General features: G+C 62.6%; 12 protein-coding genes and 1 pseudogene. 7 read left to right on the forward strand and 6 right to left on the reverse strand.

Annotated elements, in window-relative coordinates; all coding sequences use genetic code 11:
- Window positions 1-339: 339 nt before the first annotated feature.
- Window positions 340-602: pseudogene (locus ACYQ14_RS16835) on the reverse strand (glutathione S-transferase N-terminal domain-containing protein).
- 177 nt (window positions 603-779) lie between these two features.
- Between ACYQ14_RS16835 and ACYQ14_RS16840 the strand changes: the two are divergent.
- The 3 genes from ACYQ14_RS16840 to ACYQ14_RS16850 all read left to right on the forward strand — a co-directional run bounded on the left by ACYQ14_RS16840 (window position 780) and on the right by ACYQ14_RS16850 (window position 3,612).
- Entirely contained in the window at window positions 780-2,414 is a 1,635-nt protein-coding gene (locus tag ACYQ14_RS16840) for an ABC transporter permease family protein (RefSeq protein ID WP_459889543.1), read from the forward strand.
- A 65-nt stretch (window positions 2,415-2,479) separates the two neighbouring features.
- Complete coding sequence (locus ACYQ14_RS16845) at window positions 2,480-3,235, forward strand: ABC transporter ATP-binding protein (RefSeq protein ID WP_459889545.1); 756 nt, start codon at window positions 2,480-2,482, stop codon at window positions 3,233-3,235.
- A gap of 71 nt (window positions 3,236-3,306) precedes the next feature.
- Window positions 3,307-3,612: a hypothetical protein gene (locus tag ACYQ14_RS16850; RefSeq protein WP_459889547.1), complete on the forward strand. Its 306-nt coding sequence runs from the start codon at window positions 3,307-3,309 to the stop codon at window positions 3,610-3,612.
- 16 nt (window positions 3,613-3,628) lie between these two features.
- Here the strand turns inward: ACYQ14_RS16850 and ACYQ14_RS16855 are convergent, their stop codons facing one another.
- Both ACYQ14_RS16855 and ACYQ14_RS16860 read right to left on the reverse strand, forming a co-directional pair.
- Entirely contained in the window at window positions 3,629-6,298 is a 2,670-nt protein-coding gene (locus ACYQ14_RS16855; protein ID WP_459889549.1) for a heavy metal translocating P-type ATPase, read from the reverse strand.
- Between the two features lie 133 nt (window positions 6,299-6,431).
- Window positions 6,432-7,232, reverse strand: coding sequence for a sulfite exporter TauE/SafE family protein (locus ACYQ14_RS16860; RefSeq protein ID WP_459889551.1), 801 nt, complete (start codon window positions 7,230-7,232; stop codon window positions 6,432-6,434).
- Window positions 7,233-7,438: 206 nt separating this feature from the next.
- On the opposite strand from ACYQ14_RS16860, the gene ACYQ14_RS16865 reads away from it, so the two are divergent.
- Window positions 7,439-8,860 (forward strand): MATE family efflux transporter, encoded by a 1,422-nt coding sequence (locus tag ACYQ14_RS16865; RefSeq protein WP_459889553.1) that lies wholly within the window; start codon window positions 7,439-7,441, stop codon window positions 8,858-8,860.
- A 31-nt stretch (window positions 8,861-8,891) separates the two neighbouring features.
- Here the strand turns inward: ACYQ14_RS16865 and ACYQ14_RS16870 are convergent, their stop codons facing one another.
- Genes ACYQ14_RS16870 through ACYQ14_RS16880 form a run of 3 tightly spaced genes read right to left on the reverse strand, consistent with a single transcriptional unit; the run spans window position 8,892 to window position 12,863 of the window.
- Complete coding sequence (locus ACYQ14_RS16870) at window positions 8,892-9,725, reverse strand: undecaprenyl-diphosphate phosphatase (protein ID WP_459889555.1); 834 nt, start codon at window positions 9,723-9,725, stop codon at window positions 8,892-8,894.
- A gap of 58 nt (window positions 9,726-9,783) precedes the next feature.
- Entirely contained in the window at window positions 9,784-11,688 is a 1,905-nt protein-coding gene (gene glmS, locus ACYQ14_RS16875) for a glutamine--fructose-6-phosphate transaminase (isomerizing) (RefSeq protein WP_459889557.1), read from the reverse strand.
- A 2-nt stretch (window positions 11,689-11,690) separates the two neighbouring features.
- Window positions 11,691-12,863, reverse strand: coding sequence for a sugar phosphate nucleotidyltransferase (locus tag ACYQ14_RS16880; protein WP_459889559.1), 1,173 nt, complete (start codon window positions 12,861-12,863; stop codon window positions 11,691-11,693).
- A 119-nt stretch (window positions 12,864-12,982) separates the two neighbouring features.
- On the opposite strand from ACYQ14_RS16880, the gene ACYQ14_RS16885 reads away from it, so the two are divergent.
- The 3 genes from ACYQ14_RS16885 to ACYQ14_RS16895 all read left to right on the forward strand — a co-directional run bounded on the left by ACYQ14_RS16885 (window position 12,983) and on the right by ACYQ14_RS16895 (window position 15,274).
- On the forward strand, window positions 12,983-13,834 hold the full coding sequence (locus ACYQ14_RS16885; protein WP_459889561.1) for a TatD family hydrolase: 852 nt from the start codon (window positions 12,983-12,985) through the stop codon (window positions 13,832-13,834).
- A gap of 131 nt (window positions 13,835-13,965) precedes the next feature.
- Entirely contained in the window at window positions 13,966-14,544 is a 579-nt protein-coding gene (locus tag ACYQ14_RS16890) for a DUF2150 family protein (protein ID WP_459889563.1), read from the forward strand.
- A 103-nt stretch (window positions 14,545-14,647) separates the two neighbouring features.
- Window positions 14,648-15,274, forward strand: coding sequence for a GNAT family N-acetyltransferase (locus tag ACYQ14_RS16895; RefSeq protein ID WP_459889565.1), 627 nt, complete (start codon window positions 14,648-14,650; stop codon window positions 15,272-15,274).
- The last annotated feature ends 179 nt before the right edge of the window (window positions 15,275-15,453 follow it).

A 15,453-nucleotide genomic window follows, 5' to 3' on the forward strand; every position in this document is an offset into this window, starting at 1 on the left:
CCGTCGCCTCGCCGGAAGTCGCATCCCTGAACAAGGTGATGGTAGTGCCTTGTCCAGGTGGAAAACCCATGGTATTCGCCCTGACGGTCTCACGGTCACATCTGGAGTTCGGGCAATTGGGTAGGGGTACCGTACCGCTATCGCGTTCTGGCCCTTCGCGGGCCATCGGAGTACACGCAAGACTATTGTAACACTGTTTGCCAAGAACTCGCAAGGGTTGGCAACTCCGTCTTGAGGAGAGAAATTGCTCTCGAGGCAGAAAACCGCGTTGCTGATTCTCGTCGGCAAGTGCCGGCTTCTCTGGCGACAAGGGTGAAGCTCAGCTACCTATAGCCCCCCTCAGCTGTAGTGCGCCTCGAGGTATTCGATGATCTCGTCGCCGTCGTATCTGGCCTCTTCTCGTTTCGAGTCGACGAGATAGGGGATCTGGTCTTCGCCGCCTAGTTCGGTCATCGCCGATGGGTTTGTTCGTTGAGAACGTCGCCTCCCTCGTCGCCGGGCAGCCGAGGATTGTGGACAACATAGGAGAGCCCGAGATCGGTGAGTTTCTCGCGAACGTTCGTACTGTGCGGACAGCCTTCGGCCTGGTACAACTCGAGCATATCCCGACGGACGGCAACTACTTGGGTAAGCCTTGAGCAGGAAACAGACGGTACCCCCGCTCTCTCGTCCTGACTCGCCCTGACGACACTCCAGCGAATGACAAAGAATATGCATCTTCCACAGCAACGCTTTTGTTGTATCTGACATGAAGCCGTACGACTCACTCTAAAACGCGTATGAAGGGACACTGGATCGACGGGAGTGTCCTGATCGCCCGAACCGAGTGGCAACGCCTCCGGCGCGAATCCGACTCGGGACGGCTGTGGGCTGAAAGGCGCTTTCTCCTCGTCGCGCTTTTGGCCATCAGCGGCGTGCTCGGAGCGGCTTCCCACGCCGTCGGAACGACCATCGCGTCGCAAGGGGCGATCCCCGTCGACGAACTGGGAATCGTTGCGGGCCTTGCGTTCGTCTCGCTCGTCTGGCGGAGTTCACAGATCACGCATCGACGATTCGAGCGGCTGAATCCGGACTTCCTGTTGACGACCGTCTCCGCGAGGACAGGGGCGCTAGGCTTGGTTCTGTTCGTCTCCGCTCGAGTGGCTCTCTTTCTGGCCGGGCCGACACTGGGCGTCGCGGTCGGTACTGCGATCGGGCTTCGGTCACCCCTCGTTGCACTCACGATCACGGCGGCGATCGGCGGTCTGGCGGCGGTTGCGGTCGGCCTCGGCATCGTCGGGAGACTCGCCGCCGGGCTCGTCGGCCAGCGACTGACTCGAGGCGGGTTCTACAGGGATCTGGCCGTCGTGTTCGGCTGGCTACCGCTTCTTGTTGGCTGGCTCGTCTTACAGGAGACATCCGTGTCGCTCGCGCCACTGGTTGGACGTCTCGAGGCGCTTCCGATAACGTGGACCGTCGACCTCGCGTTCCTCGGCGCGACTGAACTGGGAGTCGATGCCCGTCGCGGACTGGGTGCTATCGCTGGGATCCTCCTTACAGTTCCAGTCCTCGTCGGTGCGACGACCGCGCTCGCTCGTCGGATCTGGGAGTGCGAACCGGACAGCTCGGCGAGTTCTCACGGTTCGCACTCGCTCCTCGAGGAGGGACGGATAGAGCGACTGCTCGGCGATCGCGTTTCTCGGTCCGCACTCACCGTCGCTCGAGAGCGCTGGCTCATGGAACGGCGCGTTCCGCGAGGCGTGCTGTCGGCGGGCTACGCGTTTCTGTGGTGTGGCGTCCTCGCGATACCGGCGTTCGTCCTCGGCGGGAGCGCGAACATCCCGCTGTTGTTTTTCGCGCTTATGATCGGTCTCTCGGTCGGGCTCGCCTTCGCATCCGATCCGGTCGGCACCGAGTACCGCGTCATGCCCATGCTCTTGACCACGGTCCCGGCGAGGCAGTTCGTCACTGGCCTCGTTCTTGCCTCGACCGTCGCCGGCGTCGTCCTTGCGGTCCTCCTCGCCCTGATCGGATTCGCGAGTCCAGTCGGAGTTCTCGAGACCGTCGTGATCGTCTTTGGTACCATCGCGATCAGCGCGTGTGCCGCTTCCGTCAGCCTCGCGGTGGGGATGGGTGTCGAGCGCTACGAGTTCGTCCCCGTCCCGTTTTTCTTCACCGACGCGCCGATATTTGCGGAGATGGGGTCGAAGGGGTTCCGCAGAATTGGAAGGATCTTCGTCGTCGTGTCGATCGCTGTGATGCCGGCGCTTCTGGGCAACCTCGAGCCGGTCTACGAAACCGCGGCGACGTTCGGCGTCCCGCCCGGATGGATCCAGTTCGGCTCGTTACTACTGGCGATCTGTCTCGCCGGTGTGATCGCACGCAACGCGTATCAGACGGCCATAGAACGATATCAGCAGTATCAGATCCGATGAGCCGATGAATACGACCGAGAGAACAGCTTCAGCGCGGACCAACTCTCCAAGAGAGTACCATCGAAATGAGTGAGAAACACGCCATTGCCACGGACGAACTGACCAAAGAGTACCTCGAGACGACCGCTGTCGACGCCCTCTCCCTCGAGATCGAGCCGGGAACGATCTACGGCTTTCTCGGGCCTAATGGTGCGGGAAAGACGACCACGATCAAGATGCTGACGGGACTGATACGGCCGACCAGCGGCTCCGGTCGCGTCGGGGGTGCCTCGATCACCGACCGCGAGGCGCTCATCGACCACATCGGCTACCTCCCCGAATCGCCGCCGATCCACGAGGAACTCACGGCCCGGGAGCAACTCGAGTACCACGGCGGATTGCGCGGCATGGAACCCCGGGAAATCGAGGAGCGAATCGACTCGTTGCTCGAGCGACTCGACCTCGCCGAAGACGCCGATAACCGAATCGTGACCTACTCGAAGGGAATGCGCCAGAAGACGGGGCTCATCCAGGCGATCATGCACGAACCGGACGTCGTCTTTCTGGACGAGCCGACGTCGGGGCTCGATCCGCGGGCGGCCCGAACCGTTCGTGCGGTCATCACGGAGTTGGCCGAATCCGGGACGACCGTCTTCCTTTCGACGCACTTGCTCCCGGTTATCGAACACCTCGCCACCGAGGTCGGGATCCTCTACGAGGGCGAACTCGTCGAAGCGGGAGCGCCCAAGGAACTCGTCGAACGCATGGAAACCGGCGAGGATTCGACGCTTGAGGACGTCTTCCTCGACGTGACGACGACCGACGAAGACCGATCCGAGTGACCGGCGCGGTCGGAAGCCATGACCAAAATATAAGTTGTTGAACGGCTTTTGTTCAACCAGCTGACCCGAAGATGATCGGAACGACACCGGACCGCGAAATCGTCGATTGGGAACGATCCGAGGACGATGGAACGCCGGTCTACACCATCGAATACAGCGACCCTGTCACCGAGCCGAAGGTCCAGTCCTCGACGCTGTTCGGGACCAGTACCAGCGGCCCGGTTCCGGCCGAAGACCGCAAGATTCAGCTGCCGGACGGCGAGGCGCTCCCGGCGAACGAACTTTCCTTCGACGCCGACGGAACGACGCTTTACGTCCGTCACGGTGGGGAGTCGACACTCGGTCGAATTCGTCGAACGTTGTTTCCGTGGTTGTAAACTGAGTACGAACGATCTATTCTTCCTCGAGCAGCGCTCGAGAGGAGTTCGTCACGACGAGCAAACTACTTGCACCCATCGCGACCGCGGCGAACAGCGGGTTGAGAAGACCCGTCACGGCCAGGGGAATCGCGATCCCGTTGTAACAGAACGCCCAGCCGATGTTGCCCTTGACGCGTCGGTCGGTCGCTCGAGCGAGTTCGAAGACCGTCTCAACCGACGTGAGATCGTCGTCGACGAGTGCGACGTCTGCCGCGTCGGCCGCCATCGCCGTCCCCCCGCCCAGCGAGATACCGAGATCGGCGGCCGCGAGCGCCGGCGCGTCGTTGGTGCCGTCACCGACCATGACCGTCCGCCCCGTTTGTTTCAGCCGCTCGACGGTCTCGGCTTTCCCTTCCGGCGGGACGCCCGCAAAGACCCGATCGACCGCGTCGTCCTCTCGGAATCGGCCCGCCGCTCGAGCGTCGTCGCCAGTCAGAACGACGACGTCGATGTCGGCATCCGAAATCGCGGTCAGCGTCTCGTGCCACTCCTCGCGGAGTTCGTCGCCGACGACGATCACGCCCTCGGCTGTCCCGTCGCGTCCGACTGCAACTGGAACCCGCCCCGTCTCGCGACCGCTCGCGATTCGTTCACGGATTTCCGCCGGAACGGTCCAGCCCAATTCAGCAAATAGGTCGGGGTGACCGACTACGATGTCCTCGCCGGCGACGACACCCGAAACGCCCTTCCGATGGCTTTCGAAGGAGTCGACGAGATCGTCGGACGGGTTCGTTCGGGCTGACTCGGGGTCGGAATCCGATCCCACGTTACCCTCGATCGAGTCCCCCTCCTCGCCCTCTATTCGCCGTTGCTGGCGTTCGTACGCCGTGAGTTCTCGCGATCGTTCCTCCTCCGCGAGGCGCTCCTGGGACGGTCCATCATCCGGAACTTCCTCTCGAGGCGTTCCGCCGTCCGTCATCCGATCCGGCCGATCCCAGGCGGTCGCGATAGCCTGGCCGATAGGATGGGCAGATCGGGACTCGAGGGCCGCGGCCTTCTCGAGGAGGTCATCGTCGATGTTTGGTCCGTCTCCGTCGCCCGAATCCGGTTCGATGACGCTCATCTCGCCCGTCGTCAGCGTTCCGGTTTTATCAAAGACGACCGTGTCGGCGTTGCGGATGCGTTCGAAGACGCTGTCGTCGAAGACGACGATGGAGTTCGCTAGCGCGTCCCGGATGCCGGCGGCGACCGCCAGCGGCGTCGCCAGCCCGAGCGCGCACGGGCAGGAAACGATCAGAACGGTCAGCCCGACGAGCAACGCGCCGGCGAAGCCAGCGCCGAGTACGAGGTAGACGGCGGTGACGACGACTGCGAGGACCAGGACGAGCGGAACGAAAATCGTCGCCAGTTTGTCCGCCAGCTTCTGGATGCCGTGGGTGCCGCTCTGGAGGTCCCAGACGAGTTCGGTGATCCGGTCGAGGCTACTTGTCGCGTCGGGACCGACGCGAACCGTCACCGCGCCGTCGGAGACCATCGAACCGCCCACGACTGCGTCCCCCTCGGCCTTTCGAACGGGCAGGGACTCTCCGGTGACGACCGCCTCGTCGACCGACGCGTCGCCGTCGACTACCTCGCCGTCGATCGGGATCCGCTCACCGGTGCGAACCAGCACGTGATCGCCTGCCTCGAGCTCCTCAAGCGGTACGTCTTCGGATCGGTCCTCGAGTTGGTCGGCGTCCGTCGATCCGCCGCGGCGAACCCGTCGAGCCTCGTCGACCTGTACGGAGGTCAGGTCCGAGAGTCGCTCGGTCGCCTGGCGTTTGAGCGAGGACTCGTAGTAGCCCCCGACGGTGACGATGACGATGATCGCGACGGTCACGTCGTAGTAGATGTGGGGGCCACCGACGATGATCGAGAGCGTACTGTAGAGGTAGGCACTGAGTGCCGCGATGGCCACGAGCAGGTCCATATTTGGTTGACGGGTCTTCGCGCTGACGTACGCACCCTGCAGGATCGGCTTGCCGGTGATCGCCAGGATGATCGTCGTCAGCGCGGCGATGACGAGGTAGAACACCGTCGCGCTCTCGCTGGCCAGCGCGCTCTCGATGAACTCCGTCGTCTGCTCGTCGTAGAAGAGGCCGCCGAAGTAGACCGGATAGATGAGGACGATGTACTGGAGCATTACCATCATCCCCATCAACACGCCGACGATGACCCGTCCCATCGCACAGTTGTCCGCCTGCCGACGGCTGAACGCGTCGTCGCGAGAATAGGCGCTGTAGCCGAGCCCGCTGATGGCGTCCTGTAGCTCTTCTTCGGAGACGGCATCGGGGTCGTGATCGATCCGAACCGTGTCCGTCACGTAACTCGAGCTGGCCCCGCTGACACCGTCGGTCGACATGGCCGCCGATTCGATGAACGCCTCGCAGGTCGCACAGTGCATCCCGTCGACCTCGAGAAACGTCGCGTCGTGGTCGTCCGGTATCTCCGTGCCGGGCTCGAGTTCCTCTCCGCCTTGTTCGGCCTCGTTCCGCCGCTCCCGAACGTCGGCGGCGTCGACGTCCTCAAGATCGCCGAGCGCGTCGTAAACGTCTCGACAGCCGACACAGCAGAACTGGTTGCCGTCGCCGTCGCTGACATCGACTCCCTCGGTCGGGAGGGCACAGAGCGTACAGCCGGGCGCGGGTGGGTCGGTTGCTGTCATCGGTGAGTTTGCGGTTCGATTAGTTCGTGGTGATTCGATCAGTTTGCGGTTCGTTATTTCGTGGCGATTCGGTTGGTTCGTGGTAATTCGGTTGGTTTGTGGTGATTCGGTTGGTTCGTGACGATCCGATCAGTTAGTGGTGCTCGTGACCTCCTGCTCCCGGAGCGTCGATACCGTCGTAAAACGGCAGTTCCGGGTGCGGAACGGGGTATCCGAGACTCATCAGTCCGTGGGCGAGCAACACGTAGCCGAGGACGACGAACGCGACGCCGAGCAAGCGGTGGACCCGGCGTCGGTGAACCGCGTTGACGGCGTCGATGACGGTTCCGTAGGCGAACACCGCGGGGATCGTTCCGATCCCGAGCGCGGCGAGTGCAATCCCGCCGCCCAGCGGTGAGCCAGTTGCGAACGCGTACAAAAACGCCGGATAGAGGATCGGACACGGGAGCAATCCGTGGACGGCTCCGAGCCCAACGATTCCGGGACCGTTCGCGAGCCGGTCAACGTGCGTAGCGAGCCAGGCACTCACCCGCTCGAGGCCGGGAACCGAGACGCCGCCAGTGGTCCGACCGAGGAGATAGTAGATGCCGGTCGCGACGATGAAGCCGCCGACGAGGACACCGATACCGCCGCGGGCGAGATCGACGACGGGCGTCAGCGAGTCGGCCGTCACGAACAACAGACTCCCGAGCGCGCCGAATGCCGCGCCGAGAAGGGTGTAGCTCGCCGTTCGACCGATGTTGAACAGCGCGTGCTGACGGACTTCGTAGGTCGAAAGGTGGCCGCTCGCTCGAGTATCCGACTGCCCGTCGTCCATCTTTCCCGCATAGATCGTTACCAGTGGCCCGCACATCCCGATACAGTGGGCTCCGGCGAGGACGCCGATAAGGAGGAACAACGCCACGTCGATGCCAAGGAATGTGAACGGGTCCATTGGAAATTCATCCTCGAGAGATCGCTCGTGCTCGACCTACCAACTGGAGGTGGTAATGGGTTTCGTTGTTTCCCATCGAATTGTAACGATATCGGAACAGGATTGCAACGATATCGGAACAGAATGGGTCCGAAACCGCCGATGGGACTTCCGGGTCACCTTTCCGCCAACTCAATACTTAATCCTCGAACGTTTGAATCCCAACCGTGTTCGTCGTCGTCCTGTCGCTGGCCAGCCACCGATTCTGGCGAGTCTGGAAACGCGTCTTTAGCCTGTCGTGGCCGGTGATGGCCGAACAGGTGCTCCGGACGTTGATGCGGACGACGGATCTGATCGTCGCGGGACTCTTTTCACCGGCCGCGGTCGCCGCAGTCGGACTCGCGGATATCTACGCTCGATTCCCGCTTCGGTTCGGAATCGGTATCGGCGACGGTGCGATCGCCCTCTCGAGTCAGGATACCGGCGCTGATGCGGACGCTAACAGAAATCAGGCGGTGACACAGGCGCTGTTGATCGGGCTTCTCGGTGGCATCCCGTTCATCCTGTTCGGGCTTTTTCTCAACGAGTACGCGATCGCTATTCTGGGTTCGCTCGCCGAAGAGGGCGCGATGGCGGACGTGATCGAGTACGGGAGCACGTACCTCATGATCATCATGGTCTCCGCGCCCGCGATCCACGTTAATTTCATCGCCGCGCGCTCGATCCACGGCACCGGCGACACGAGAACGCCGATGTACGTAAACGGTGTCGTTAACGCTCTCAACATCGTCGCGACCGTCGGGCTCGCGCTGGGCCTCGGCCCGTTTCCGGAACTCGGTGTCGTCGGAATCGCGCTCGCGACAGCGGTCTCGGACACGCTCGGCGCGCTTACCTTCCTATTGATTCTCTGGTCGCCGCTCAACGAGATCCAGTACGTCGTTCCGCGACAGTTGGTCATCACCAAACAGCTCATCCTCATCAGCTGGCCGCGAATCGCCGAGGGCCTCACCGAGATGTTCGCCGAATTCCCGTTTAACGCGATTTTGCTGGCGTTCGGCACCGAGGTCAACGCCGCCTACCACATCGGCCGCCGAATGTACCAACAGGTCGCCTCGCCGCTCGCCCGTGGCTACGGCGTTGCGGCGAACATTATGGTTGGGCAGTCACTCGGCCGAGGCGAACCCAAAACGGCGTTCTACAACGGCGCGGCCGCAACTGCACTGAGTACGCTCACCGTCGGCGGCTTCTGTCTCTTGCTCTTTTTCTTCGCCGAGCAGTTCGTCCTCGTGTTTACCGACGATCCGGCGACGGTTGGCTACGCGAGCGGCTTCGCGCAGGCGTACGCCATTGCGGCGGTCCTGATCGCCGCCTACCTCACCCTCGCCGGCTCGCTCCGCGGGGGGAGCGAGACGATCCCACCCTTTATCGCACGCGTCATCGGAACCTTCGTCTTCCTGCTTGGCTTTACCTACGTCTTCGGTGTCGTCCTCGAGTACGGCGTCGTCGCGGCCTACGTCGCGGTCGTCCTCGACTTCGTCTTCCGGGTTGCCTACCTCGGCGTCGTCTTCTATCGCCGTCGATGGATCGATCGGGGAACCTCAATGATGCGAGAACGCGGCAGTATCGAAGAGAATCCGGCGGAGGACTAACACGACCTGTCTGATCTGTAGCCGCCGCTTTTCAAGCCACGAGTAGCGTCACACCGCCTCCGCCGACGATCGCCAGTCCGCCGAGGCCGAAACAGACGATCCAGAAGGGGATTCGCTCGACGATTCGCATCAGGATCCCGATCGTCGCGTAGCCGACGACCGCGCTCGTGAGGACTGCGACTGCGGCCATCTCGAGGCTCACCCCCGGGATACCTCCCTCTGTAACGAAGATCAATGCGCCCGCGCCGATCCCGGTCGGAATCGAGAGGAGAAAGGAGAGACGGAACGCTGAGGGTGCTTGATATGACCGAAAGAGGAGGACGCTCGTGGTAACTCCCGAGCGGGAGATGCCGGGGAGTATTGAGAGTCCCTGAAAGCCGCCGACGATCACGGCGTCGCGAAACGTCGGATCCTCCCGATCCGCGAGATCCACCGACTTCGAGGCCAACTCCAGTACGCCGGTCAGGACGAGCAAGACGCCGATTGCGGCGATGAACAGGCCGCCGCTGAGTTCGCTCGCGATATCGACGGCGAGGAAGTAGATCGGAAGCCCGATCAGCCCGGTGGCAAAACACGCGACGACCACGAACGATGTCACCGCGTTCGGCCCGGTAAACGCCGACCGAGGTCGCCACTGGGGAACGGCCTCGAGACTCTCGAGGATTTCGTCGCGGTAATACAGCGTTGCAGAGAGCGTCGTTCCGAGTTGCAAGAACAGCGCGAGTTGCAGGGCGTGATCCGGGGAGATGTCCATCAGGGTGAGAAACAGCGAGAGGTTCCCCTGCGAGGAAACTGGGAGCCACTCGACGATGCCCTGGACGACCCCGGCGAGGATGGCGACGATGAGGTCCCAGTACTCGTTCATCGGAACCTCTCCCCCCGAGATCGGTCCGGTCCCCACCGCCCTGCCGACAAGTCGCCGGTCATTCGACGGTCACGCTCTTGGCGAGGTTTCGCGGCTTGTCGATCGATCTCCCCATCGTGTTGGCGACCCAGTAGGCGATGAGTTGTAACTGTACGTTCGCGAGGACGGCCGCGTAGCGTTCGTTGGTTTCGGGGATTCCCAGAACGTAATCCGCGTACCGTTCGACGTCGGACGCGCCGTCGGTGACGACGACCACCGGAGCGTCTCGAGCCTCGACCTCTTTGATATTCGAAATCGTCTTGCGTGCCGTCTGGCCGTCTCCCGTCACGACCGCGAAGACGGGCGTGTTCTCGGTGACCAGCGCGAGCGGACCGTGTTTCAGTTCGCCGGCCGCAAAGCCCTCGGCGTGTTCGTACGTAATCTCCTTGAACTTCAGCGCGCCCTCCAGTGCGACCGGGTAGTGCAAGCCGCGTCCGATGAAAAAGAACGCATCGGAGCCGACGAGTTCCTCGGCAACCGCCCGCGCGCTCGTTGTTTCGAGTATCGTCCGTACCTGATCCGGAACGCGGCGTAACGATTGGATCTCGTCGTGCGAGATCTGACTGCTCACGGCGACGCTCAGGACCAACAGTGTCAGCTGTTGGCTCGCGAACGTCTTCGTCGCCGCGACGCCGATTTCCGGCCCCGCTCGAATGTACAGCGCGTGGTCGCACGCTCGAGCGGCGGAGCTTCCCACGGTGTTGGTCACGGCGAGGGTCGTCCCGCCGGCGCGGTTTGCCTCGCGGAGCGCACGAAGCGTGTCCGCCGTTTCCCCGCTCTGGGTGATGCCGACGACGAGCGTGTCGTCGTCGACCGGAACGCGGTCAGTCGTGTACTCACTCGCGATGGTTGCGGTCGCGTGTATTCCCCGCTGTTGCAACAGCGACGCTCCGTAGAGGGCGGCGTGGTACGAGGTTCCGCAGGCGACGAACTGTATCGGGGCGGCGAACTCCTGCTCGACGAACGTATCGAGTTCCTCGAGCGTGACGGTCCCCGCCAGTTCGTCGACTCGACTGCGGAGACACTGCCTGAGCGCCGAGGGCTGTTCGTGGATCTCCTTGAGCATGTGGTGGTCGTACCCGCTTTTTCCCGTATCCTCGGCGTCAAAATCAACCGTTTTGACCGTCTTCTCGATGGTCGTTCCGTCTTCATCGCTAACCTCGTATCCGTCACCGTTGAGGCGAACGAACTCCTCGTCCTCGAGGTACACGACGCGGTCGGTGTGCTCGATGAACGCCGGTACGTCGCTGGCGAGGTAGTAGCCACCTTCGGCTCCGGCCGACTGTCCGTCGGCATCCCCGGCACGTCCGTCGCCGTTCTCCTCGATGCCGAGCACGAGCGGGGACTCCTTTCGCGTCGCGTAGACCGTCTCGTCGCCCTCGAAGACGGCCGCGATGGCGTAACTGCCCTCGATCCGGTCGATTGCCCGGCGGAACGCTCGTTCGTAGACGATGCTCCCCCCGTCACTCCGAACGCCGTCTGCGTTCTCGGCCGACTCGAGATACAGACTGATAAGATGCGGAACGACCTCGGTGTCGGTTTCGCTCTCGAAGGTCACGCCCTCAGCCGTTAGCTCGTCTCGAAGCGTCTGATAGTTCTCGATGATTCCGTTGTGAACGACCGCGACGCGCCCGCCGTCGTCGGTGTGGGGATGCGCGTTCGTGTCCGTCGGCGGTCCGTGGGTGCTCCAGCGCGTGTGGCCGATGCCGACCCCGGGTTCGCGAAGCTCAGATACCGAAAGCGACGAGACGAGTTGCTCGAGTTCGCCCTCGGATTTGTACACGTCGAGTTCCGCGTTGGCGAGCGCGACGCCAGCGGAATCATATCCCCGATACTCGAGTTCCGAGAGCCCGTCGAGCAGGATGTCGATCGCGTCGGGCGTGTTGGCGTCCGCCGAGCCGACGTAACCGATTATGCCACACATTCCTACCGGACCTCCGTCTCGGAGTCGATCGACCCGCTCACCGTCGCCCCCGCGTGGATCGTCACCTCGGAACCGACGATGGTCCCCGGCCCGTAGGTGACGCCGCCCTGGTCTCGCGTGCGATCGGCCAGTAACGCACCCAGCCGTTCTCCCTCGTGAACCGTCGTTTCGACTCGGACGTCACCAGGCCCGCCGACGACCGTCGATCCGGTCCCGATTTCGACGCCTCGGCCGGTGACGCAGTCGGCGACCGTCGCGTTCGCTCCGATCCGGGTATCCGAATCGATGACGCTGGTTTCGAGCGTTGCGTTCGACCCGACGGTGACATTGTCGCCGAGCGAGACGTACGGCCCGACGACCGCACCGGGGCCGATCACGCAGTCCGGAGCGATAATCGACGGCTCGACGATCGTCGCCGACTCGTGAACCTGTGCCGAGGGCGCGATACAGCTCTCGACGGTCCCCGTTTCGAACAGCGTTTCGGCGACCTCGAGGAGATCCCAGGGGTACGTCGCGTCTATCCATTCCCCGCTGGTTCGGGCCGCGTTGACGGTCTCTCCCCGCTCGAGTAGGCTGGAGAATCCATCGATCAGCGAGTACTCTCCGTGACACGAGTCGACAGTCGTCACGATGTCGATTGATTCCGGTTCCAGTACGTAGACGCCCGCGTTGAGCCGATAGTTTCTGTCGTCGGTCGGATTCTCGACGAGTTCGGCAACGGTGTCGTCCGAGTCGACGATGACGCCGCCGTATTCCGTAACGTTACTTGAGGAGATCACCGCGATTGTTCCGGCCGCATCCGAGTCGTGGCGATCGATCGTATCCTCGATAATCGACGCGTCGATGAGCTGGTCGCCGTTGACGACGAGCGACGTTTCGTCGACGGTCGGCAGCGCCGCTTCGAGCGCGTGGGCGCTGCCGAGTTGTTTGTTCTGGATCGCGTACTCGATCGGGACGTCCCGGTAGGTCGACCCGAAGTGGGACTGAACGGCGGTCCGTCCGTAGCCGACAACAACAGTCAGTCGCTCGATGCCGGCGTCGATGAGTTCGTCGAAAACGTGCTCGAGGATTGGCTTCGTCGCGGCTGGCAACATCGGTTTGGGGCGATGTCTGGTCAGCGGACGAAGACGAATTCCTTCACCCGCGGCCAGCACGATCGCGGATCGAACGCTCATTGGTCGGGTAGATGCAATCCTCGTGTGTATTTCTACTGGTTGGAATGTCGGACTGTCGCCTTCGTTCGAGTCGACAGCAAGTCGGTGACTTTTCACTCGAGGCGGGCCCATATCCGCACATGATCGACGAAGAGACGCCGGTACTGGACAACCACATGCATCTGGATCCGGACCACGGTCGCGGTATCGACGCCGTCGAAGACTTCGCTCGACTCGGCGGAACGCATCTACTGGTCGTCAACAAACCCTCGTGGTACCTCGGCGTCGAGGCAGAAACCGGCGAGGACTTTCGCCCGGTCTTCGAGCGAACGATCGAGGTCGTCGAGGAGGCCTCCGAGGTGCTCGATGGGCGAGCCTGGCCCGTCCTCGGGGTCCACCCCGGGCTGGTCTCGCGGCTGGTCGACGAGCGCGAATACGAACCGGAAGCCGCTCGAGACGTTATGCAAGGTGGGATCGATCTCGCCGCCGAGTACGTCGAATCCGGCGACGCGCTGGCGCTGAAGTCGGGGCGTCCTCACTACGACGTCGACGACGCCGTCTGGGACGCCTCCAACGACGTCATGCGCCACGCGTTCGACCACGGCGCGGCCCTCGAGTGTGCGGTTCAGTTGCACACCGAAGCGAGCGAATCGCTTCCGGAGGTCGCCGCGTGGGCGGAAGAGGCGGGACTTCCGGCTCATCGCGTCGTCAAACACTACGCCGCGGGTCGGCTCGAGGGGCCGACGCCGAGCGTCATGAGCGAGAAGGATCGACTCGAGGTCGCGGCCGAGCGCGGCGAGCCGTTCCTGATGGAGACCGACTTCGTCGACGACCCCGACCGGCCGGGTGCCGTGCTCGGGCCGAAAACGGTTCCCCGGCGGGTTCGCTGGCTGCTCGAGGAGGGCCTCGAAGATGCGGTCCGGATTGCCCACCTCGAGACGCCGGAACGCGTCTACGGAATCGATACGAAGGCGACGCTCGGAAACACGTAGCAGGCGCGGGCGTGGCTCGACCGTAGTTCTGCTCGAAACGTGGGCAGCGCCCGGCAAACTCGCGGTTTGACACTTCCAGGGAACGACTGATGTAGAGAAAGGCATTTCAAGCGGCCGGTGTAGGTGTGAGTATGAGCAATCCCCCGACGGAGTTTTATTCAGCAGAACGGTGGCAAAACTGGATCGGTCGTATCCAGGACGAGGATATCGATCCGGAAGACGAATCGTCCGCGCGCCTGCTCTTGAACCTGCAGGACGACACGGCGATCGCCATCGCGAAAATCGTCGCGGCCTACGACGACGGGGAGATCGATCAGGAGACCGCACTCGAGGAGATCCAGGACGTCAGAGAGATCGTCCTTTCGGAAGTCGACATCGACGATGAAGAGAAACTGATCCTCGTCGACGGCGTCCAGACGAGTCTCGTCTGTGTCTTCTTCGCCGCCGAGGAGTACGTCGCAGACGGCCCCGCAGAGGACGGTAACGTCAACGATTACGTCGGCGCGGCGGCCGACGCCGAAGCCGAGGAGGATCTCGATGCGGCGCTTGGCTACGCCGCACAGGCCGGGACGCTGATCATCGACGGCGAAGAACTCGACATGACGATGGCGGAGGAACTCGAGTACGGCCTCGTCACCGAGTGGATCAACGGCCTCGATAGCTTACAGAGCGCGATGAGCGATCCGGAAGTCGTCGAAGAGGACGAATAGCCACTCGATCTCGTTTCGTTTTCCAATTCGCGGTCGATATCGGTTCGAATCCCGCTATTGTCCCCCATAAACGCTTTAGGGTGCCGGTCACGTACGTCGAATCATGTACGTTCGGGACGCGAAAAACAGGGAGGAGGTCTGGCTTCTCGATCACATCGAGGCGATGGGTCTCGATGAAACGTCGTTTCGCTCTCGAGACTACGTCGTCGCGATCGACGAACAGTCGGGGGCAAAAGCGGGATTTGCCCGGATTCGCGTCCACAAAACCGACGTCGATTCGGAAGGCGGTGACACGGAGTCGCCCAAGGACGAACCAACCGAGTGCTGTGAGCTTACCAGTATCGGCGTCCTCGAGAACTGGCGCGGACAGGGCGTCGGCGCACACATTATCGAGCGCCTCGTCGAGTACGCGGGAGACGACGGCTTCGAAACCGTTTACGCCCTTACCGGCGAAGCCGACTACCTGCGGCAGTTCGGCTTCCACCGGATCGAAGAGAGTTCGCTTCCGGAACCGCTCGTCAACAGACTTGAGGAAAAGCGAAACGGAATCGACCCGGAGGCGATTCCACTCGTCCTCGACATCGAATCGTTCGAGCTTCCGGAACGGCTCAGGGAGGCGTTCAAGCGGGCAACCGAACGCGACGAATCGGCGGAGTCAACCGAAGAGTCCCCCGAAGACTTCGGGATCGATTCCGACTCGGCGACCTACAAGTATGATACGGGACGATAATACGCACATGAAGCAGGTAGGATACCCTCGAAAGAGGCAGGAAGATTGCGTTGACGGGTCGGTTCTCGATCAAGTGGCCGAAGTCTTCGACCGGGATCGAACGAAGCGAACCGGAACCGCGAGTGGCAAGTCGCGCGCGTTTATTAACCTTCAAGCCCTCCCCCGTCAAGAAATCCATA

The sequence above is a fragment of the Halostagnicola bangensis genome, assembly GCF_054653435.1.

Bases quoted from the DNA above. Each gene is read 5' to 3' on its own strand.
- ACYQ14_RS16840 (WP_459889543.1), top strand. From the start codon at position 780: ATGAAGGGACACTGGATCGACGGGAGTGTCCTGATCGCCCGAACCGAG.
- ACYQ14_RS16845 (WP_459889545.1), top strand. From the start codon at position 2,480: ATGAGTGAGAAACACGCCATTGCCACGGACGAACTGACCAAAGAGTAC.
- ACYQ14_RS16850 (WP_459889547.1), top strand. From the start codon at position 3,307: ATGATCGGAACGACACCGGACCGCGAAATCGTCGATTGGGAACGATCC.
- ACYQ14_RS16855 (WP_459889549.1), bottom strand. From the start codon at position 6,298: ATGACAGCAACCGACCCACCCGCGCCCGGCTGTACGCTCTGTGCCCTC.
- ACYQ14_RS16860 (WP_459889551.1), bottom strand. From the start codon at position 7,232: ATGGACCCGTTCACATTCCTTGGCATCGACGTGGCGTTGTTCCTCCTT.
- ACYQ14_RS16870 (WP_459889555.1), bottom strand. From the start codon at position 9,725: ATGAACGAGTACTGGGACCTCATCGTCGCCATCCTCGCCGGGGTCGTC.
- glmS (WP_459889557.1), bottom strand. From the start codon at position 11,688: ATGTGTGGCATAATCGGTTACGTCGGCTCGGCGGACGCCAACACGCCC.
- ACYQ14_RS16880 (WP_459889559.1), bottom strand. From the start codon at position 12,863: ATGAGCGTTCGATCCGCGATCGTGCTGGCCGCGGGTGAAGGAATTCGT.
- ACYQ14_RS16885 (WP_459889561.1), top strand. From the start codon at position 12,983: ATGATCGACGAAGAGACGCCGGTACTGGACAACCACATGCATCTGGAT.
- ACYQ14_RS16890 (WP_459889563.1), top strand. From the start codon at position 13,966: ATGAGCAATCCCCCGACGGAGTTTTATTCAGCAGAACGGTGGCAAAAC.
- ACYQ14_RS16895 (WP_459889565.1), top strand. From the start codon at position 14,648: ATGTACGTTCGGGACGCGAAAAACAGGGAGGAGGTCTGGCTTCTCGAT.